The sequence below is a fragment of the Sulfurimonas sp. HSL3-7 genome (assembly GCF_039645985.1).
In the GTDB taxonomy this organism is placed as follows: domain Bacteria; phylum Campylobacterota; class Campylobacteria; order Campylobacterales; family Sulfurimonadaceae; genus Sulfonitrofixus; species Sulfonitrofixus jiaomeiensis.
On the sequence record NZ_CP147919.1, the window covers coordinates 2191993 to 2211563 of the forward strand.

Annotated in this window: 15 protein-coding genes; all 15 read left to right on the forward strand. The window is 40.7% G+C overall.

Annotated features, from left to right (window positions below; translation table 11 throughout):
• Nucleotides 1-199 precede the first annotated feature (199 nt).
• The 15 genes from WCY20_RS10905 (at nt 200) to WCY20_RS10975 (ending at nt 19560) form a co-directional block, all read left to right on the forward strand.
• Complete coding sequence (locus WCY20_RS10905; RefSeq protein ID WP_345975092.1) at nt 200-1828, forward strand: hypothetical protein; 1629 nt, start codon at nt 200-202, stop codon at nt 1826-1828.
• Nucleotides 1825-2883: an N-acetylneuraminate synthase family protein gene (locus WCY20_RS10910; RefSeq protein WP_345975094.1), complete on the forward strand. Its 1059-nt coding sequence runs from the start codon at nt 1825-1827 to the stop codon at nt 2881-2883. Before WCY20_RS10905 ends, WCY20_RS10910 begins: the two co-directional genes overlap by 4 nt.
• Nucleotides 2880-4013: a polysaccharide pyruvyl transferase family protein gene (locus tag WCY20_RS10915; RefSeq protein WP_345975096.1), complete on the forward strand. Its 1134-nt coding sequence runs from the start codon at nt 2880-2882 to the stop codon at nt 4011-4013. The genes WCY20_RS10910 and WCY20_RS10915 overlap by 4 nt, the downstream gene beginning before the upstream one ends.
• Nucleotides 4014-4021: 8 nt before the next feature.
• A complete protein-coding gene (locus WCY20_RS10920) occupies nt 4022-5005 on the forward strand; it encodes a hypothetical protein (RefSeq protein WP_345975098.1) in 984 nt (327 codons plus the stop codon).
• A 242-nt stretch (nt 5006-5247) separates the two neighbouring features.
• Nucleotides 5248-6081, forward strand: a complete 834-nt coding sequence (gene galU / locus WCY20_RS10925; protein WP_345975100.1) for a UTP--glucose-1-phosphate uridylyltransferase GalU — start codon at nt 5248-5250, stop codon at nt 6079-6081.
• 537 nt (nt 6082-6618) lie between these two features.
• Complete coding sequence (gene gmd / locus WCY20_RS10930; RefSeq protein WP_345975102.1) at nt 6619-7740, forward strand: GDP-mannose 4,6-dehydratase; 1122 nt, start codon at nt 6619-6621, stop codon at nt 7738-7740.
• Nucleotides 7741-7748: 8 nt separating this feature from the next.
• Nucleotides 7749-8852 carry a GDP-L-fucose synthase gene (locus tag WCY20_RS10935; RefSeq protein WP_345975103.1) on the forward strand — a complete coding sequence of 368 codons (1104 nt, stop codon included), beginning with the start codon at nt 7749-7751 and terminating at the stop codon, nt 8850-8852.
• A 7-nt stretch (nt 8853-8859) separates the two neighbouring features.
• Nucleotides 8860-10089: an oligosaccharide flippase family protein gene (locus tag WCY20_RS10940; RefSeq protein WP_345975105.1), complete on the forward strand. Its 1230-nt coding sequence runs from the start codon at nt 8860-8862 to the stop codon at nt 10087-10089.
• A complete protein-coding gene (locus WCY20_RS10945) occupies nt 10086-11354 on the forward strand; it encodes an O-antigen ligase family protein (protein ID WP_345975106.1) in 1269 nt (422 codons plus the stop codon). Before WCY20_RS10940 ends, WCY20_RS10945 begins: the two co-directional genes overlap by 4 nt.
• Nucleotides 11355-12776 carry an MBOAT family O-acyltransferase gene (locus tag WCY20_RS10950; RefSeq protein WP_345975107.1) on the forward strand — a complete coding sequence of 474 codons (1422 nt, stop codon included), beginning with the start codon at nt 11355-11357 and terminating at the stop codon, nt 12774-12776. It abuts the gene before it with no gap.
• 20 nt (nt 12777-12796) lie between these two features.
• The gene (locus WCY20_RS10955) at nt 12797-13972 is read left to right on the forward strand and encodes a hypothetical protein (RefSeq protein WP_345975109.1); all 1176 of its coding nucleotides are present in this window, start codon (nt 12797-12799) and stop codon (nt 13970-13972) included.
• Between the two features lie 9 nt (nt 13973-13981).
• Nucleotides 13982-16252, forward strand: a complete 2271-nt coding sequence (locus WCY20_RS10960) for a polysaccharide pyruvyl transferase family protein (RefSeq protein WP_345975110.1) — start codon at nt 13982-13984, stop codon at nt 16250-16252.
• Nucleotides 16230-17408 (forward strand): glycosyltransferase family 4 protein, encoded by a 1179-nt coding sequence (locus WCY20_RS10965; protein WP_345975112.1) that lies wholly within the window; start codon nt 16230-16232, stop codon nt 17406-17408. Before WCY20_RS10960 ends, WCY20_RS10965 begins: the two co-directional genes overlap by 23 nt.
• A complete protein-coding gene (locus WCY20_RS10970) occupies nt 17386-18144 on the forward strand; it encodes a WecB/TagA/CpsF family glycosyltransferase (RefSeq protein WP_345975114.1) in 759 nt (252 codons plus the stop codon). Before WCY20_RS10965 ends, WCY20_RS10970 begins: the two co-directional genes overlap by 23 nt.
• Nucleotides 18145-18228: 84 nt before the next feature.
• On the forward strand, nt 18229-19560 hold the full coding sequence (locus WCY20_RS10975) for an exopolysaccharide biosynthesis polyprenyl glycosylphosphotransferase (protein ID WP_345975116.1): 1332 nt from the start codon (nt 18229-18231) through the stop codon (nt 19558-19560).
• The last annotated feature ends 11 nt before the right edge of the window (nt 19561-19571 follow it).

A 19571-nucleotide genomic window follows, 5' to 3' on the forward strand; every position in this document is an offset into this window, starting at 1 on the left:
AAGAGTAAGTTCCTGCCTTCTGAGAACCGATGGCAGAGGTATGAAAAAGTACATAGATCAGTACGATCCCAACATAACTGAAGAAGTTTTTCTTCCATCAGCACTCTCTTTTTATCACCTCAAACCAAAGCCAAACCGAATGCAAAAACCACTATAATAGCCATACTTTTCCAGATGAGAGAAAGATGCGGAGTAGTTTATGAATATTTTGGCTGTCATACCGGCACGCGGCGGTTCCAAAGGGATACCGAGAAAAAATTTACGGCTTTTGAATGGTAAGCCGCTTATCTACTACTCCATCAAAACGGCCCTGGCTTCACAGTATTCGCTCGATGTCTATGTCTCCAGCGAAGATGATGAAATACTCAACACTGCGATCGGTTTCGGTGCAAAGATCCACAAACGTGACATCTCCATAGCCGATGATAAAAGCACGCTCGATCCGGTCATCCATGCCTGCTATTCGTATGCCCAGGCAGCAGAAAACAAGACCTATGATCTCATCATCACGATGCAGCCGACATCACCGCTTCTGAAAACCGCTTCGCTTGACAGTGCCATCGAAAAGATGATTGCCGATCCTGCACTTGAGACAGTCATCGCCGCCAAAGACGACACCCACCTCTCCTGGCGTAAAGAGGGGGAGCGTTTTCTGCCGAACTATGAAAAACGGGTCAACAGACAATATTTAACACCCATGTTTACGGAGACCGGCGGTTTTTTCATTACCCGCAGAGAGATCATCACCCCGGCCAACCGCATCGGGACAAATGTCGAACTGTACCTGTTGGGTAACGGCGAAGAGATCGACATAGACACCTATGAAGACTGGAACCTCTGCGAATACCATCTCCGAAGAAAGCATATCCTGTTCCTCGTCACAGGCAACAGTGATGTCGGACTGGGCCATGTCTACAACACCCTGCTGATCGCCAATGACATATTGAATCACCAGGTCACCTTTCTGGTAGACAGCGAAAGCCAGCTGGCTTTCGAGAAGATCGCATCAAAAAACTACCCGGTCGTGATGCAGCAGCACGCCGACATCCTCGACGACATCAGATCCATCAATCCGGACCTGATCATCAACGACAGGCTTGACACCGATACAGCCTACATTTCAGCACTCAAACATCTGGGTCTGCAAGTCGTTAATTTTGAGGATCTTGGAGACGGTGCCAAAGAAGCGGACCTTGTCATCAATGCCATCTACCCGGAGAAGCAGATACTGCAAAATCACTTTTTCGGCCATGACTATTTTGTCCTGCGGGACGAGTTCATCTACTCCAGACAAAAAGAGACGATCGGTGATGTCAGGAACATCCTTGTCACCTTCGGCGGGGTTGACCCGAACAACTACACGAAGAAGGTCATCGAAACCATCTACGATTACTGCAATGCGAACCGCATAACCATCACCGTTATCGCAGGGTTTGGCTACAAAGAGTATGATTCCTTACGTGCTTTTACAACGATCGACGTCAAAGAGAACGTCACCAATATCTCGCAATACATGCTTGAAGCCGACCTGATCTTCACGTCGGCAGGCAGAACGACCTATGAGATAGCGAGTATCGGTACTCCGGCCATTGTCATGGCGCAGAATGAACGTGAGATGACCCACTTTTTTGCTTCGAGCGAATTCGGGTTCTTGAACTTGGGGTTGGGCTACAAACTCACCGACGAAGAGCTGTATAAAAATTTCATAGCATTGGTCAATGCAACGGAAAGCAGAAAATACATGAGTGATCTCATGAAAAAAACAGATCTGAAATCCGGACGAAAAACGGTCAACAGACTGATTCAAAACCTTATGGAGAGCAAATGAAATTAACTGAACTTTTTACAACTATCAATCCCTACGAACCGAAGCTGTACCGCCCCTATGTCATCGCAGAAATCGGCGTCAACTACGAGGGGAGTATGGAACTTGCCAAGCGCCTTGTCGACGAAGCCAAGGAGGGCGGTGCCGATGCGGTGAAGTTCCAGACCTATAAAGCCGATACGATTGCATCAAAGGATTCGCCGGCCTACTGGGACACGACAAAAGAACCGACGAAATCGCAGCACGAACTCTTTCAAAAACACCAGGGTTTCTGGAAAGATGAGATGCAGGAGCTCAAAAACTACTGCGATCAGGTCGGCATCGAGTTTATGAGCACGCCGTTCGACGTCGAATCGGCAGACTTCCTGAACGAGATGATGGACGTCTACAAAATATCCTCTTCCGACATCACCAACAAACCTTTTATCGAGTATATGTGCCGGTTCGACAAACCGATTATCCTCTCAACCGGTGCAAGCAGCCTGAGCGAGATCCAGGAGGCGGTGAGCTGGATCGAGAAACACGGCAATCCCCTGGCCCTGCTCCACTGCGTTCTGAACTACCCGACACCTGATAAAAATGCCAACCTGGGTATGATCCTTGGTCTTAAACAGGCTTTTCCGGACAAGATCATCGGCTACAGCGATCACACCCTGCCGCACGACATGAAAGTGTGCGAGATGGCAACAATGCTGGGAAGCGTCATCATCGAAAAACACTTCACACACGACAAAACACTGCCGGGCAACGACCACTACCACGCCATGGACAAAGAGGATCTGAAAGTGTTCAGAAACAACCTTGAGAGAACATTTGAGATCCTGGGAAGCTTTAAAGTCGAAGCGCTGGAAGATGAAGCCCCGGCAAGAGCCAATGCCAGAAGAAGCCTGGTCGCGCAAGGCGACATACCCAAAGGCGGGGTTATCACCGAAGAGATGCTGACATTCAAACGTCCTGCCCACGGTGTCAGCCCGAAGTTCATCGATGATGTCGTCGGCAAGGTCGCAACCGTCGATATCAAAGATGACGATGTCATCAAATGGGATATGTTCAGATGAAAGATCGTTACGTCATTCTGACCGGCAGTAAGAACAACGCCGGGGATTTTCTGATAAAACACCGGGCCAAGAAGCTCTTTAAAGAGTTCCGGCCCGACCGTGAGATCGTCGATCTCGACCGATGGGTGCCGTTCGATGAAGAGACTCTTGCAATGGTCAACGACTCCAGAGCGTTGATTTTGACAGGCGGCCCTGCCCTGCATCCGAACATGTACCCCAACCTCTACAAGATGAGCCGCCTCAGCGATATCAAGGTCCCGATCATCACGATGGGGATCGGATGGAGCTCAAAATCAGGGGAGTGGAGCGACACCTATACCTACGGCCTGAGCGATACCACCAAAGAGCTGTTTGAGAGAATTGAAAATTCCGGCTATCTCTCGAGTGTCCGGGACTACCACTCTTTGAATGTCCTGCATTCCGAAAACTATAAAAACTTTTTGATGACGGGTTGTCCGGCCTACTACAGTACGCAACATATCGGCAAAGATTTTGAACCCTATCCGATCAAAAAAGTCTCATTTTCAGTCGGCGTCGCTTTCAACCACAGCCGTAGTATGGAAAAACTCCTCAAAGAGTCTATCCTGCAATGCAAAGAGTATTTTGCTGATGAGACATTTGAAGTGATTTTCCACCACTCTCTGGATGCGACCAAAAGGAATCAGGGTGTCTCGGGAAGTCTTTTTGACTCACAGAAAGAGTTCGAGACTTGGCTGCTCGAACAGAAAATCACCTATAAAGATATCTCCGGCAGCGCCGAAAACCTGATAGAACACTACAGTACGGTAGACCTGCACATCGGTTACCGGGTGCATGCCCATATCTTTATGAACAGTATCTCCCGGTATTCCATCCTCCTCAATGAAGACGGTCGAGGAAAATCCATCAAAAATGTGATCGGCGGCATCACCATCGACGCCTTCGACAACTATGAGGACAACCTCCTGGCTAAAAAGCTCAACCAGTTGATCAACTACGACAGGTACCGTGCGAACACCCACCTGCCGAAACAGCTCATCAGCGAACTCGATTATGAGAAGCTCGCCGATTTCAACCGGTTCAAGCTCAGTAGAAAAAACATCGACAGTAATTTCAAAATCATGCAGCGCTTTTTAGCGCAGCTGCCATAGGCCGAGTCATGAAAATGTATAATCTTCACATTGTCCGGTCGCCGCTGCAGCTGATCAACATTTTAGAAGCTATCGAGACGCTCTCTCTTGAGAACAACATCCTTGTCATCATCGACAGAAAAAGCATGTCAAATAACCGGCAGATCCAAGAGGTTTTACATGCGATCGATTACAAATGGGAGATGCTGTTTCATATCGAAAAAAAATCCAAAACAAGCTTTTTGGATTATGTAAAGCTGATCAAAAAGATCAAAGCCTATCACTTCAAACACATCTTCACGGGTGACATCGACAGTATCAGCAATGTCATTATCGCCAATCTCAAGCACGAAAAGATTTTCCTGGTCGATGACGGCACATCAACGCTAAAGCGGCATGAAGCCCTTTTGCAAGACAGTAAGCTTCGGTTCAAAGACAGGATGAAGCTGTTACGGTTCAACATGTTTGGCCTCAAAGCGCACAAAGAGTACAAATTAAACTTTTTCACCTTCTTTGACATTTCGCCGAAAGCGGATGAGACCATTGTCAAAAATGCGTTCACCCACCTCAAAAAGCAGTTCAATCTATCCCAAAGCAAAAGCGACAAAGTCTACATACTCGGTCAGCCGATCTATAACAAAGAGATCCCTGAAGATATTTTCATAGAACATCTGGAAAAAATTCTGAAACACTATCAAGGTAAAGAGATCATCTATGTCAAGCACCGTTATGAAAATATTCCGAAAGCGGTAGCTGCCGTTTTACAAGAGCGCGCGGAAATATATACCAACAAGTACCCTATAGAGCTTGACTTTCTGATCAAACAGGAGTACCCGCGCTACATCACCGGTTTCTTCTCAACCGCCCTGTATACATTAAAACAGATGTTCAATGAATCAGAGGTTACGCTTTTTCACATAGATGGTAAACACTTTTTCAAGACCGAAAGAGCCGAGGTCGTTGAAAACTATTATGCTTTTTTTAACAACAATGGGTTCAACATCATAAAGTAAAAAAAGGAGCCTAGCGTTTTTCTTTTTCACCAAAGAATCGCACCTCCGGCGCTGGCCTGGTCTTGATCTTAAGACACTGGCAGCTGACTTAAAGAGACAACTCTCTATTGCCTCTTCACCTATCCGAAAGAAACCGTCAGACCGCCACAGAGCCCGTAAAGCCTACCTTCTACTCATAGAATATCAAGCTTTAACACTGTAAAATAACAGACTTAAATATAATTAATCATCCAGGACCCGACTTGAGCAATTCACCCATCAGAAAATGTCTATTTCCCGCAGCCGGTTACGGTACCCGTTTTCTTCCGGCAACCAAAGCGACGCCGAAAGAGATGCTTCCCATACTGACCAAGCCGCTGATCCAATACGGTGTCGAAGAGGCTGTCGAAGCCGGTATTACGACGATGGCAGTCGTAACCGGGCGCGGCAAACGTGCCATCGAGGACCATTTTGATATCTCCTACGAACTTGAACAGCAGATCAAAGGGACGTCCAAAGAACATCTTCTGACCGAGATCCGCTCACTTATCAACAAATGCACCTTCTCTTACACACGACAGGTCGAGATGAAGGGTTTGGGGCATGCGATCCTGACCGGCGAGACACTCATCGGCAACGAGCCGTTTGCCGTCATCCTGGCGGATGACCTCTGCGACCATAACAGTTCCGGTGTGCTGCAGCAGATGGTGGAACTCTACAAAAAACACCAATGCTCTATTGTCGCCATTGAAGAGGTGCCCAAAGAGGAGACCTACAAATACGGCGTGATCGACGGAAAAGAGATCGAGGACGGGGTATTTATGATCAGCGATATGGTCGAGAAACCCGACCCTCAGGACGCGCCTTCCAACCTTGCCATCATCGGCCGCTATATCCTCACCCCGGATATCTTCGGCATCATCAGTGAAACAAAACCGGGCAAAGGGGGCGAGATCCAAATCACTGATGCCCTCCTAACCCAGGCCAAGCAGGGCAAGGTTCTCGCCTACAGATTTAAAGGTAAACGTTTTGACTGCGGCTCGGTCGACGGTTTTGTCGAAGCGACCAACTTTTTTTACAATAAATCAAAGGGCTAAAAGTTAAAAAGCATCATCCTCGTCTACGACAGGAAATGACTTTATGAGGTCACCAAAGGATCGACCTGACCTACCAAACGGCAAAGAGGCTGAAGTTTGCAAGATTGTCTACCCTATCTGTTTTATCTTGACGAAAAAGTCCGGCTGTAACTAACACTGATTTCACTACATCAATCCCCTAGATCCTACACACGGCTAAGATAAAAGCCCATATAAAGCACACTCATAAGCATATCTGCATTTACTTTCCGGAACTATTCAAATCATCGATTTGTAAGGAAGTATTAACTATAATTCCCGGTAATTAATAAAGGCAATATAACAATTGTTTTTTTACTCGAAAAAAAACTTGAATTCCCGCCAATAAAAGAAAATTATCATCATTATGCTATTGCTATACCTAAGATCGAAGAGCATCTTGGCAAGAAATCAGAGAAGGTAAATGGCGAAACGGAATAAGCCACCTTGAGGCGTGAAAATTTTAGTCGCGGAATAATTAAGAAATTACATAATACAAAGTATAAAGGAAAGTTTTAAATGGCAGAAAAGAAAGTAGCATTAATCACCGGGATCACAGGACAGGACGGGTCATATCTTGCAGAGTTTTTACTAAAAAAAGGCTATGAAGTACACGGTATTAAAAGAAGATCTTCGCTTTTCAACACAGATCGTATTGATCACCTTTATCATGATCCGCACGTAAAAGGAATGGATCTGACACTTCACTTTGGAGAGATGACAGACTCGATGAACCTAACGCGTATTATCCAAGAGGTTCAACCTGACGAAATCTACAATCTTGCAGCCATGAGTCACGTGGCGGTCTCATTTGAGACACCTGAGTATGTGTCCAATGCCGACGGCACAGGGACATTGCGTATTCTTGAAGCAGTAAAACTTTTGGGGCTTACAAAAAAGACCAAGATCTATCAAGCATCTACATCAGAACTATACGGCAAAGTGCAAGAAGTGCCGCAAAGTGAAACGACTCCTTTTTATCCAAGAAGTCCCTATGCCGTTGCAAAGATGTATGCCTACTGGATCACGGTTAACTACCGTGAAGCTTACGGTATGTTCGCCTGCAACGGTATCTTGTTTAACCACGAATCCCCTGTTCGTGGTGAGACCTTTGTAACGCGTAAGATCACGCGTGCAGCATCTAAAATAGCGCTAGGTCTACAGGACAAACTTTATCTCGGGAACCTCAATGCTAAACGGGACTGGGGACATGCAAAAGATTATGTAAGAATGATGTGGATGATCCTGCAAGCCGATGAGCCGGAAGACTGGGTTATCGCTACGGGGGTCACCACGACAGTGCGTGATTTTGTAAAAATGGCCTTTGCCTATGCCGGAATTGAATTAGAGTTTAAAGGTGAAGGTGTTGATGAGAAAGCCTATGTCGTCGCCTGCTCAAATCCTGATTATCAGGTAGAGATCGGAAAGGAAGTGGTGGCAGTCGATCCACGTTATTTCCGCCCGACAGAGGTTGACTTACTTATCGGTGACCCTACAAAAGCGGAGCAGAAACTGGGTTGGACACGTGAGCATAAACTAGAAGATCTTGTTAATGATATGATGGAGTCAGATCTTAAACTTATGACTAAAGATCAGTACCTTCAAGACGGTGGATACCGTATTCACAACTATTTCGAGTAGTCTATAATATGGATAAAACAAGCAAGATTTATGTCGCGGGTCACAGAGGTCTGGTCGGTTCTGCAATTGTGCAGAACCTAACATCTAAAGGGTATACAAACCTGGTCAATAGAACACATTCCGAGCTGGATTTGACAGACCAAACAGCAGTGGCAGATTTTTTCCGGTCTGAAAAACCGGAGTATGTGATCCTTGCTGCAGCAAAAGTGGGCGGTATTGTGGCGAACAATACCTACCGGGCGGAATTCATCTACGAAAACCTCCAGATACAGAACAATGTCATCCATCAAGCCTATTTAAACGGTGTCAAAAAACTTCTGTTTCTAGGCAGCACCTGCATCTATCCAAAAGATGCTCCGCAGCCTATGCCGGAAGATTGTCTACTGACGTCACCGCTTGAGTACACCAATGAACCTTATGCTATAGCGAAAATAGCAGGCATCAAGATGTGTGAATCTTATAACCTTCAATACGGTACTAACTTTATCTCAGTTATGCCGACCAACCTTTATGGACCAAATGACAATTTTGACTTAGAGAAGTCACATGTCCTTCCTGCACTCATCAGAAAGATCCATTGTGCCAAACTGCTCAATGAAAAAAAATATGATGACGTAGTAAAAGACTTAGATCTCAATAACATTGATGAAGCAAAAGAGTATCTATCTAAATTCGGTGTAGATGAAACCCGTGTAGAAATTTGGGGGACAGGTAAACCATGTCGAGAATTTTTATACTCTGAAGATATGGCTGATGCCTGTGTATTTTTACTTGAGAACAGAGATTTCAAAGACACATATACAGATGTATCTGGCAGTAATGAGACTTGCACACCCAATAGTGTTACAACTACAGAGATAAGAAATACTCATATCAACATTGGAACAGGTAAAGATATCTCCATCAAAGAATTAGCCGAGATGATCAAAGAGATCATTGGCTTTAAAGGTGAACTCTATTTCAATACTGATAAACCTGATGGAACGATGAAAAAATTGACTGATGTTTCTAAGCTTCATGCGCTTGGCTGGAAACATAAAGTTGAGTTGAACGATGGAATCAAAACTATGTATGAATGGTATTTAAATATCAACTTTAACAACTATAAATAGGTAACAATTGAAAAAAAACTTATTTTTATCATTTATTGATCAAGGAATAGTCAGTTTATCTAATTTTTTACTGATAATTTTTCTAGCAAGAATCTTGGATAAAGCTGAATTCGGTTTTATCTCTTTTCTTCTCTTTATCAGTGTACTTATCAATAACACGCATATCTCTCTAATAACACAGCCTCATAATGTCATCGCCGCAAAACTAGGACAAAGATATTATGAAAAATATACGAGTGGCTTATTGGGGTTAAATATACTTTTTATTATTTTACTTATACTAATGTCTCTATTAATATATTTTTTGCATTATCTTCAATTAATTAATCTGTACGATGAAACTGCATTTATTATTTTTTCTCTTTTTTATCTGACTATCAAACAGTTGCAAGATTTTTTTAGAAGAATTTTGTTTACTTCTGGGCATATTCAGGAATTACTGATTAGTGATATTATCGCTTATGGCGGTGTAATATTATTCATATGGCTAGCATATTATTTTAACATCACTTTACTACACACAATTATTATTTTGATTTCCATACCTTATATTTTGTCAACTATCTATTTACTGCAAAAAAATAGAATCGAATACAAATTGAATCTAAAAATTATGGTTATGGCATATAAAAAAAGCTATAACTTCGCACGTTGGGCTTTTTTATCGACATTCACATCATGGGTTGGAACGAGAATCTTTCCAATTACATTGGGGATACTTGTCAACATGGAAACTGTTGCAGTCTATGCAGTTTTAATGAATATCATAAACACGCTTAACCCGTTTTTTTATACGTTAACGAATTTTCTGACTACCGTATTTGCCAAAATGCAACAGAAATCTAATGTGCTAAAACAGACATTTAATGTTTTTTTAGCTTCATTACCGATTGTAATTATTGCGATCACAATTTTATTTATTTATGCAGAAGATATATTGTTTTTCCTCTATGGTCCAAAGTATACTGAATATGCTGAATTACTAAAATACATATCTTCTTCAATATTATTGATTGGAATTGCAAATATTTTACAATTGTATCTCCGCGCATTACAACAGGTGAAATATATTTTTCAAGCTTTTTTGTTTTCTTCGTTTTTCACCTTAACTATAGGCACTTATCTGATACACAGCTATCAAATTGAAGGGGCTGTCTTGGCTTTTGTTTTATCATGGGCTGTTTCAGATATTTTCTTGGGCTTTAGTGTTTTAAGAATGCACAAGGTGAAGATGTGAATAAAATTGTTATGATTTTTTTAACCATACTGTTTTTTAAACCATTTGGTCTTGACCAGGTCGATAAATTTGGACTAACTCTTATGCCTATGTTTGCTGCCACTAAAATATTTAGAATCTTGTGGATTTTTTTGGTAGCTGCTTTTTTAATATATCTTATATATAAATTATATATGTATTGGAGAAGAAACCCGATTCAAATTGAAATTCCTATTTTCAGCTTGTTTTTCAGCATTTTATATTCGTATGTTTTAATTACTTCCTTTATGTTAAGTCAGTATGCAGATGTATTGGGATTTTACCGTTTACTTGAGCTTCTTATTGTAATGACCAGTATTCTTGTACTCTTATCAGCAACATCATTTAAAAGCCTTAATCTTCTTGATCTGATACAAAAAGCCCTTCTCATAAACTTTTATTTGATTATTCTTATTCTCCTTTTTTGGTTGGTTAAAGATCATTCGATGATATTCCAATTGGAAACGCAAGGAAGGGTGCGATTGGGAGGATCGGTTTACAGCCCGAATGAATTGGGTATTATAGGATCTCTAAGTATGTGGTCAGCATACTACTTATTATTTAAAAATCATATTAGCAAGAAATTTTTTGTCTTTACCCTTTTGATAGCTCTAATTATAGTTGTCTTAACAAATAGCCGGACAAGTATGGTTATCGCTTTCGGCTCTATTTTATTCATGCTCCATAAACAGAATTTGATAAATAAACTCGCCATTATCGGTATGACTTTTATTGGAATGATATTTCTTTTTTCCACTTTCAATATTGACAGATTAGGTTATGGGAATGACCCTTTAGAGGAGTTAAAAACACTCAATAATAGAACGTATATTTATGAAGTTGCTTTTGACGGCATCATTAGAAACCCATGGTTTGGAGTAGGTTACGTAGAGGGAACGAAAGAGTTTTTAAAAGAGAATTTCACACAAGACTTTTGGTTGCCACCGCACACCCACAATGGGTATATTGAAATTGCCCTTTCATTAGGAATACCTTTTTTTGTATTAGTAATGCTAATCAGTACAAGGCTGTTTTTTCTATCTTTTAGAAACATCATTTTCAATACAAATAAGATAACTGTTGCATCTTCGATGCAACTTATTATTATAATGGTTACCGCTATGACAACAGTAGACATCGGAAATGCTGTTAATCCTTTATTTGTTTTATTTTTGTTTTATCTATTGACAAATGGTCAGTTATTACAAGATCCTCATAGAAATCTGCATCAAGCTGGAAAAAGATAAATGTTATTTAACAGCTATGAATTTATATTTCTATTTTTACCTTTTTCTTTTTTCATATATTTCTCTCTTTTGCAGAAGCGATTAATTACCGGCGCAAAAGGTTTTTTAGTTTTTGCCTCTCTGTTTTTTTATTCGTGGTGGAATATTTCATATCTGCCGATTATTTTATCTTCGATGTTATTTAACTATGTGATTGGTAACTCGTTAAATGAGAATTTTAAAAAAGTTCAAGTTCATAAAAAGACTTTATTAGCTTTTGGGATTACTTCCAATATCGCCTTGCTTGGCTATTTTAAATATTCTGATTTTTTTATTGAAAACGTCAATCTTGCATTTAACGAATCCGTTCCTTTGCTACATTTAGCTTTGCCTTTAGCAATCTCATTTTTCACCTTTCAACAGATCGCTTATTTGGTTGATTCGTATCGTGGTGAAACGGCCGAATATGACTTTTTAAACTATGCCCTCTTTGTCACTTTTTTCCCTCAGCTTATTGCAGGACCAATTGTACATCATGCGGAGATGATGCCTCAGTTCGCTTCAAAATGGAATCTGGTTAAAAATTATAAAAATATTGCTGTGGGACTTTTTATTTTTTCTATCGGATTGTTTAAAAAAGTGGTTATTGCCGATAGCTTCGCTCAGTGGGCAACACACGGCTTTGACGTGGCGACAACATTGAGTTTTTTTGAAGCATGGGCGACATCACTATCGTACACTTTTCAGCTCTATTTTGATTTCAGCGGCTACACCGACATGGCGATCGGTGCGGCACTGCTGTTCAATATCACGTTGCCGATTAACTTCAACAGTCCCTATAAGGCACGCGATATCCAGGATTTCTGGAGACGCTGGCATATTACGCTCTCTCGCTTTTTACGGGACTATATCTATATCCCACTGGGCGGAAACCGCAAAGGAAATTTCCGGACCTATAACAATTTGCTTGCCACATTTATTCTCGGCGGCATATGGCACGGAGCGGGATGGACGTTCATATTCTGGGGCTTTCTTCATGGTCTCGCTTTGGTCGTACACCGTTTTTGGAAACAGCTTGGCTTTACCATGAACAGGTACCTGGCATGGTTTGTTACGTTTAACTTTGTCAACATCGCCTGGGTCTTTTTCCGCGCCAGGGAATGGGAGGATGCGATTAAAGTACTCTCCGGGATGATAGATTTAAACATGCGTATGTTTACATATAAAATAGATGTTTTTGAAACCTCTTTTATCCTGGGCGGGGTGGTGCTGGTGCTCACTTTCCTGAACTCCATGCAAATGATTCGTTTTGTCCCTTGTAGCGGAAAAATTTGTTTTAAACCTACTCGTTTATTCGCATTATTTGCGTCGATGCTTTTTTTGATAAGTCTATTCTACATATTGACAACAAAAAACAGTGAATTTTTATATTTTAATTTTTAATAAAAGCAGGGTGTAGTCAAATGCATAAATATAAAGAATTTATTTTAATATTTTTCCTTTTTTTGTTCCTAGGCGCATTATTGCTCCCTGTTACAAACCTGTGGATAGATAGGTATAGGATTTTCAACGCTTTTAATCATCATTACGACACCTACTATTGGAGAAAAGACAACAAGTGGGAGTTTAACCATGCTGACCGCATTATCCCTATGGCTTTTCTTTTAAGCAACAAGCATGAATTTGACAGTTTTATATTTGGGAACTCGAAAATCGGCAATATGGATGTCCGTTCATTAGGGGCTTCGTGGTACAAACTGAATTATAACTCCGGGAATATGGTGGAACATCTTCATAATGCCAAATTGCTGTTGGATAATATTCATGTTAAAAATATTATTTTAACGATTGATCTGGAGTATTTTTATGACCTCAGCATAAACGTTAAATATAAAAAAGATGTTTATCCCAAAGATATGGGAGAATGGGCAGTATTGCTGAAAAAATATCTTTTTAAAAGAGAGGATGAAAAAGATTTTAACTTTTTATTTGAGAAAGATTATGAATTGATAAAAAAAGAAGAATTTTATATCAGAACGAATGCAAACCACTTGGTTCCATATGACAAAAATGCTGAACACTTATCATATGTCAATAATTTAACAGGCTTAAGATATAAAGATTCAACCTTTGATCAAAAGAAGATCGATCAAGTCATCGGTATGATCAGAGAGCTAAAGACGCTTACTGAAATCAAGGGGGCCCATTTCAGTATGCTTTTTGTTCCATTTCATTATAAAAACATCTTCCAGGCCGATCCTGATAAGATAAACTATATTAAGCGAGAGCTTGTTTCGATATCGGATTTCTACGATTTCTCATTGCCGCATAATTACATAATCAACAATGCATTCTGGAGAGAGACTTTTCACTACACAAAAGCTGTTAATGACGAAATCATTAAGAAAATTAAAAATGAAAAACAACTTTGTGAACCGTTTGGTGTATTGCTTACAAAAAATAATATTGATACTCAATTAGAAACCGGATACAATACCTCCCGAGGTTTAATCGATTATTTACTTATAAGTGATTCACATTTTTTTCCGCATAAAAATTTTAGAAATGGCGTTGAAAATTCTGATATTTTTTCTACAAATTTACATCAAATCACCCAAAACTGTTTGGATTACTACTAAAGGTCAAAAATGAAAATAATTAATTATCTATATGAGTGGTTTTTTAAAAAATCACGGTTACAAAACAAACGTGATTTTCCGTATGTCATTAATTTTCCGATCACAGATAATTGTGATTCAAAGTGCGTCATGTGTAATGTATGGAGAGATAAGGTTGAAAATGAACTCTCAGCAGATGAGATAGGTGAAATATTCCGCGATAAACTGTATAGAGAAGTAAAACACATAGGCATTTCCGGAGGGGAGCCGACATTACGAAAAGATCTGCCCGAGTGCATAGCACAGATACTGCAATCTCTTCCAAAGCTGGAATCGTTATCTATCACAAGCCATGGATATCACACAGAACGATGGGAGGGAGTGTTACCAGCGATTTTGGATGCCGTCAATGAGCATCAAATCGCTTTCTCGGTCAATCTCTCTTTCGATGGCATTGGGAAAACACATGATGTTATCAGAGGAGTCAACGGAGCGTTTGAAAGAGTCAACGCGACGATGCAGTTTTTGAAGCAGCACGGTGTTAAAGTCCAGATGCAGTGCACCGTCTCCAAAGACAATGTCTATCATGTCGGTAAAGTTCTCAATTATGCCATTGAAAACAGAGTCGAAGTCATTTTTCGCAGGGCAACGACGATTGCACGCTTATATAATGACTCTGTGATTGATGACGTTGTACTTAGCCGGCATGAAAATTCTTATCTGGCGGATTTTTTCCTGGAACCGAGGTTACATGACTATACCGTTTCACCTTCTCGCAGAATGTATTATAAGCGCATGGCAAAACTGCTCAGTGAAAATACCCATACGCGAACGTTTCCATGCTATTTCCAAAACGAGGGTCTGTTTTTAACATCAAAAGGAGAGCTCTACAACTGTTCTGTCTCGGCAAACAAACTGGGTGAGGTAAGAGCCGATAAAGACAGTTCGGCTGCCTATTGGTCCCAACATGCGGATAACGTGGTCAATAATCTGAAAAACAGCACATGCCGGACATGCCTTCATGACCAAAACGGGGCATGGACACCTGCCGAACTGTTTGAAGAGATGTACTCCCGATCGAAATTCTATGCCCCCGTGGGTAAAATAATGAAGGTCTTCAAGGGAATAAAATCTTTACTCTCCATAGCGTATTACAGTTATGCTCCAGTTGTCAGACCAACCGCTTATGAAAACAACAGTGTCCTGTTGATAGGGGCTTACGGCGGAGAACATGTAGGTGATGCTGCTATTCTGGGGGGTGTTATATTACGGCTGAAAAAGAAGCTGAATATACAAAAAGTGTATATATCAAGTTTCAGGCCTGACAGAACGCAACGATGGGTGGACGAATTGGACCTGGATGTTGAAATACAAGTTGTCGGGGATACAGACATTGATGCCTCTTTGAAGTCTTGTCAATACCTTGCCTATGCCGGAGGCCCTTTGATGGACATGCCTTTGCACCTGGCAAATCACCTGAAAACGATGGTGCAAGCCAAAGCAATGGGGAAAACCGTACTGATCGAAGGTGTAGGCATTGGACCGCTGGGCAGCAAGCTCTCATTTTATCTGGTCAACAAAATGCTGAAAACCGCCGATCATGTCAAGGTAAGAACCGTAGCTTCAAGAGATTACGTGCTGTCACAGGAACTTGACGTAAAATTGGATAAAGATCCTGCATTTGACTATCTCGAGAGTAGAAAATCGATCGATAAAACTTTGCTGCCTCCTTCCGTCAACAAACTATTGTCAGACTGTCTGGAAACCAAAGATGAAAAAATATTTATAGGTATCAATCTAAGACCTTTATGGGCGAAGTACAGTTCGGATGAAACCGACCTGGACAAGCTGGAAGAGACTTTGTACAGTAATATTGCGAACGCTTTTGCCGATATCAAAAAGCGTTTGCAGAAGGATGTTGTCTTTGTGTTTTTTCCTATGAACCCGGACCAGTATGGTTTTTCCGATCTGTTATCAGCTTATAAACTGGAAACGTATTTTAATGATGGGATCGATTTCAGGATATGGGAATATGAACCGGGCATTGATGATATGCTGCGTTTTTTGAATTTGATGGATGTGGTGATCTCCATGCGTTTTCATGGATGTATCTTTTCCCTGACTCAAAACCCTTCAAACACGATAGGGCTGGATTATCAAATAGGTAAAAAAGGTAAAGTTTCAGAACTAATGGATGACTTTCACTTGTCTGATAAAGTGTCAGATTTAAAAGGTCTGAAGTCTGAATGGCTGACGCAACAAGTAATGGAGTCTATCAATGCGAATACTGCTCGTCCATAATCAGTACCAGCACCGCGGTGGTGAAGATACTGTTTTGGAATCCGAATTAAAACTTTTGAAAAAATATGGAGAAACAGTTGAAACATTGATGTTCAATAATGATCTGATAAAATCACCTTTGGAAAAAATCAAGTATGGTTTTTATTCATTTTACAACCCTGAATCTTCCCGTTTATTGGAGCGTAAAATTAAGGAATTCTGTCCTGATGTCATACATGTACATAATTTTTTCCCTATTGCATCCCCTGCCCTATTTTATGCCGCGAATAAACAGAAAACTCCTATTGTCATGACACTTCACAATTATCGCTTGATCTGTCCAAATGCAATGTTTTTTCGGGATGATCAAGTTTGTGAAGCCTGTATTTCCAAATCTTTTGCACTGGATGGTGTTTTACATGGATGTTATCGCAATTCCAGGGTTCAAACACTTTTTCTGGCAAGTATGACATGGTTCCATAAGGCAGCGGGGACCTGGTATGATCGTGTTGACAAATATATTCTGTTAACGCAGTTTGCAAAAAATAAATTTTTGGACTCTTCATTAAAATTGGCTGACTCCAAGATGGCAGTAAAATCGAACTTTGTAGAAGATCGCGGGTTTGATTTGAATAAAGATGACTATTGTCTTTTTGTTGGACGTTTGTCTAAAGAGAAAGGCATTGATATATTGCTGGAAGCTTTTAAACATTCAGAAAGAAAATTACTGATTATAGGGACCGGCCCTCTTTCACAAAAAGTGAAAGAACATTCAGAGAAATATCCTAATATAGAATATGCTGGATTCCAGTCAATTGATTTTATCATTACCAAACTGAAAAAAGCCAAGGCACTGATCTTTACGTCCATCTGGTACGAAGGAATGCCAATGACAATTTTGGAATCATTGTCAGTGGGAACACCCGTTATTTGTGGTGACTTGGGAGGGCCTGCTGAGATGATTGAAAATCACAAGTCAGGTTTAATTTATAAAGCGGGTGACAGTGGCGATTTACAAAAAAAAGTTGATTGGTTGTATGATCATCTGACAGAATATAAAGAGTTCTGTCGAAATGCACGCAATGAATTTGAAAGTAAGTACTCTGAAGAGAAAAATTATGATCAGTTGATGCATATTTATAAGGAAGTTATTGGTGAAAAAAAGAAAAGTAATTAAGTCTTTAATTAGCACTGGAAAATATGAAACATTTATTCATAATATTTTAGGCTTGGTTCAAAATCATAGTTCTAGCTATATATGTGTATCAAATGTTCACATGACCATAGAAGCATATTTAGATACCAATTTTTCTGCAGTTGTTAATGGTGCTGACATGGCGACACCTGATGGTATGCCTCTTGCTAAAGCGATGAAATTCCTTTATGGTATTGATCAAGATAGAGTTGCTGGAATGGATTTAATGCCAGATCTTATGAAAATTTCTGAAGAAAAAGGTTTATCGATCTTTATATATGGGTCTACTGATAATGTACTAGAAGAAATCGTATCGAAGGCAAAACAAGAATTTCCAAATTTAGAACTTAACGTGTATTCACCTCCATTTAGAACACTGTCAGAGGAAGAAAAAAATAATATTGTTAGCATGATCAATGATAAAAATCCTGATTTGGTTTTCGTAGCACTGGGTTGTCCTAAACAAGAAAAATGGATGGCTGAACATAAAAATAAAATAAACAGTTGCATGATAGGCCTTGGCGGAGCATTAGAGGTATACGCTGGCGTAAAAGATAGGGCACCCCAATGGATGCAGGATTACGCATTGGAATGGATGTATAGATTTATTCAAGACCCGAAAAGATTATGGAAAAGATATCTAGTTACTAATACATTGTTTATTATTTTATTATTAATTCAAATTGTCAAAGTTAGGATTTTCAAGCGTCTTGATTAACACTTTCTAGAGGCTGGAGAAGCTTGCGAAGGATAATTATCAAAGATCTGTTTAGTTATAATCACACAAAAAAACCGGAGTAATATGAATACAAACGTGAGGGATATTTTCTCGAAAGCCATTCTGATTTTTCTTGATGCAGCGACCATCTTTATATCTATCTGCCTGTCATACCTGTTAAGAGAAGCTTTAAATGAATATTTTTTTGTAACACATTCACAACCGCTGGCAATCTACACAGAGTTCTCATTAATCTACCTGGCCACTCTCGCTATGCTGGCCTACGAAGGTGCGTATACCCGGCGCTATGACTTCTGGCACGAGAGCAGACAGGTCCTTAAAGCACTCAGTTTCGCTTTTCTAATCATAATGGCCTACCTGGCGATTACCAAAAGTGTCGAGGAATACTCTCGTGCCGTTATCATTTTTGCTTTTCTCCTAATGGCCTTGCTGATCCCTCTTTCCAAGAATATCAGTAAAAAACTTCTTTTCCGCGCAGGGCTTTGGCGAAGAGAAGCCAAAGTGCACGGAAACGATCCGTTCATCAAAGAAGAGATCTTCCGCAACCACTATCTGGGCTATGTTGAAGCGAAAAGAAAAGAGCCGAAGACAGTCTTCGTTAACTCAAAAGGGGCCGATGCGAAAGAGCTCCGCCGCATTATCGACCAGGAGATCCGCAGCAAACACGAAGTTGTTTTCATCCCGCTGATGGATGAGTACGATCTGACCCAGTCGCACATCTACGAGCTTGCCAACACACGGACAAACCTTGTTGTCTTTCAGAATCGTCTGAAGAGCCGATACCGCATCTGGCTAAAGCAGCTTTCAGACATTGTCCTGTTCTTGATCGCTTTTCCGCTGTTACTACCGATTATGGCTGTGATTGCGTACAAGATCAAAAAAGAGGAGCCTAACGGCTCCATTCTCTTTAAACAGGAACGCTTGGGCAAAGATAATAAGACTTTTGTCTGTTATAAATTTAGAACAATGGCTGAAAATGGAGATGAACTACTTGAAAGCTACCTGAAAGCGCATCCGGAAGAGATCGAAGCCTATGCCAAATACCATAAGTACGAGAACGACCCGCGTGTCACAAAGATCGGTCACTTTTTACGAAAAACATCCCTGGATGAACTGCCGCAGATCATTAACGTGTTCAAAGGTGAAATGAGTTTTGTAGGACCGCGCCCCTATATGCTCAACGAAAAAGAGAAAATAGGAGATAGTCTGGAAACTGTCTTGGCGGTAAAGCCTGGCATCACCGGTCTTTGGCAGGTCAGCGGGCGCAGCGATGTGGATTTTGTATCACGCGTCGAACTTGATGTCTGGTACATAAGGAACTGGAACCTATGGATGGATAATGTAATCTTGTTCAAGACCGTAAAAACAGTTTTGATTCGAGAGGGTGCAAGTTGATCGTATTATTG

Excerpts from the sequence above, each read along its gene's own strand:
- WCY20_RS10905 (WP_345975092.1), top strand. The coding sequence starts at position 200 with ATGAATATTTTGGCTGTCATACCGGCACGCGGCGGTTCCAAAGGGATA.
- WCY20_RS10910 (WP_345975094.1), top strand. The coding sequence starts at position 1,825 with ATGAAATTAACTGAACTTTTTACAACTATCAATCCCTACGAACCGAAG.
- WCY20_RS10915 (WP_345975096.1), top strand. The coding sequence starts at position 2,880 with ATGAAAGATCGTTACGTCATTCTGACCGGCAGTAAGAACAACGCCGGG.
- WCY20_RS10920 (WP_345975098.1), top strand. The coding sequence starts at position 4,022 with ATGAAAATGTATAATCTTCACATTGTCCGGTCGCCGCTGCAGCTGATC.
- gmd (WP_345975102.1), top strand. The coding sequence starts at position 6,619 with ATGGCAGAAAAGAAAGTAGCATTAATCACCGGGATCACAGGACAGGAC.
- WCY20_RS10935 (WP_345975103.1), top strand. The coding sequence starts at position 7,749 with ATGGATAAAACAAGCAAGATTTATGTCGCGGGTCACAGAGGTCTGGTC.
- WCY20_RS10950 (WP_345975107.1), top strand. The coding sequence starts at position 11,355 with ATGTTATTTAACAGCTATGAATTTATATTTCTATTTTTACCTTTTTCT.
- WCY20_RS10955 (WP_345975109.1), top strand. The coding sequence starts at position 12,797 with ATGCATAAATATAAAGAATTTATTTTAATATTTTTCCTTTTTTTGTTC.
- WCY20_RS10960 (WP_345975110.1), top strand. The coding sequence starts at position 13,982 with ATGAAAATAATTAATTATCTATATGAGTGGTTTTTTAAAAAATCACGG.
- WCY20_RS10965 (WP_345975112.1), top strand. The coding sequence starts at position 16,230 with ATGCGAATACTGCTCGTCCATAATCAGTACCAGCACCGCGGTGGTGAA.
- WCY20_RS10975 (WP_345975116.1), top strand. The coding sequence starts at position 18,229 with ATGAATACAAACGTGAGGGATATTTTCTCGAAAGCCATTCTGATTTTT.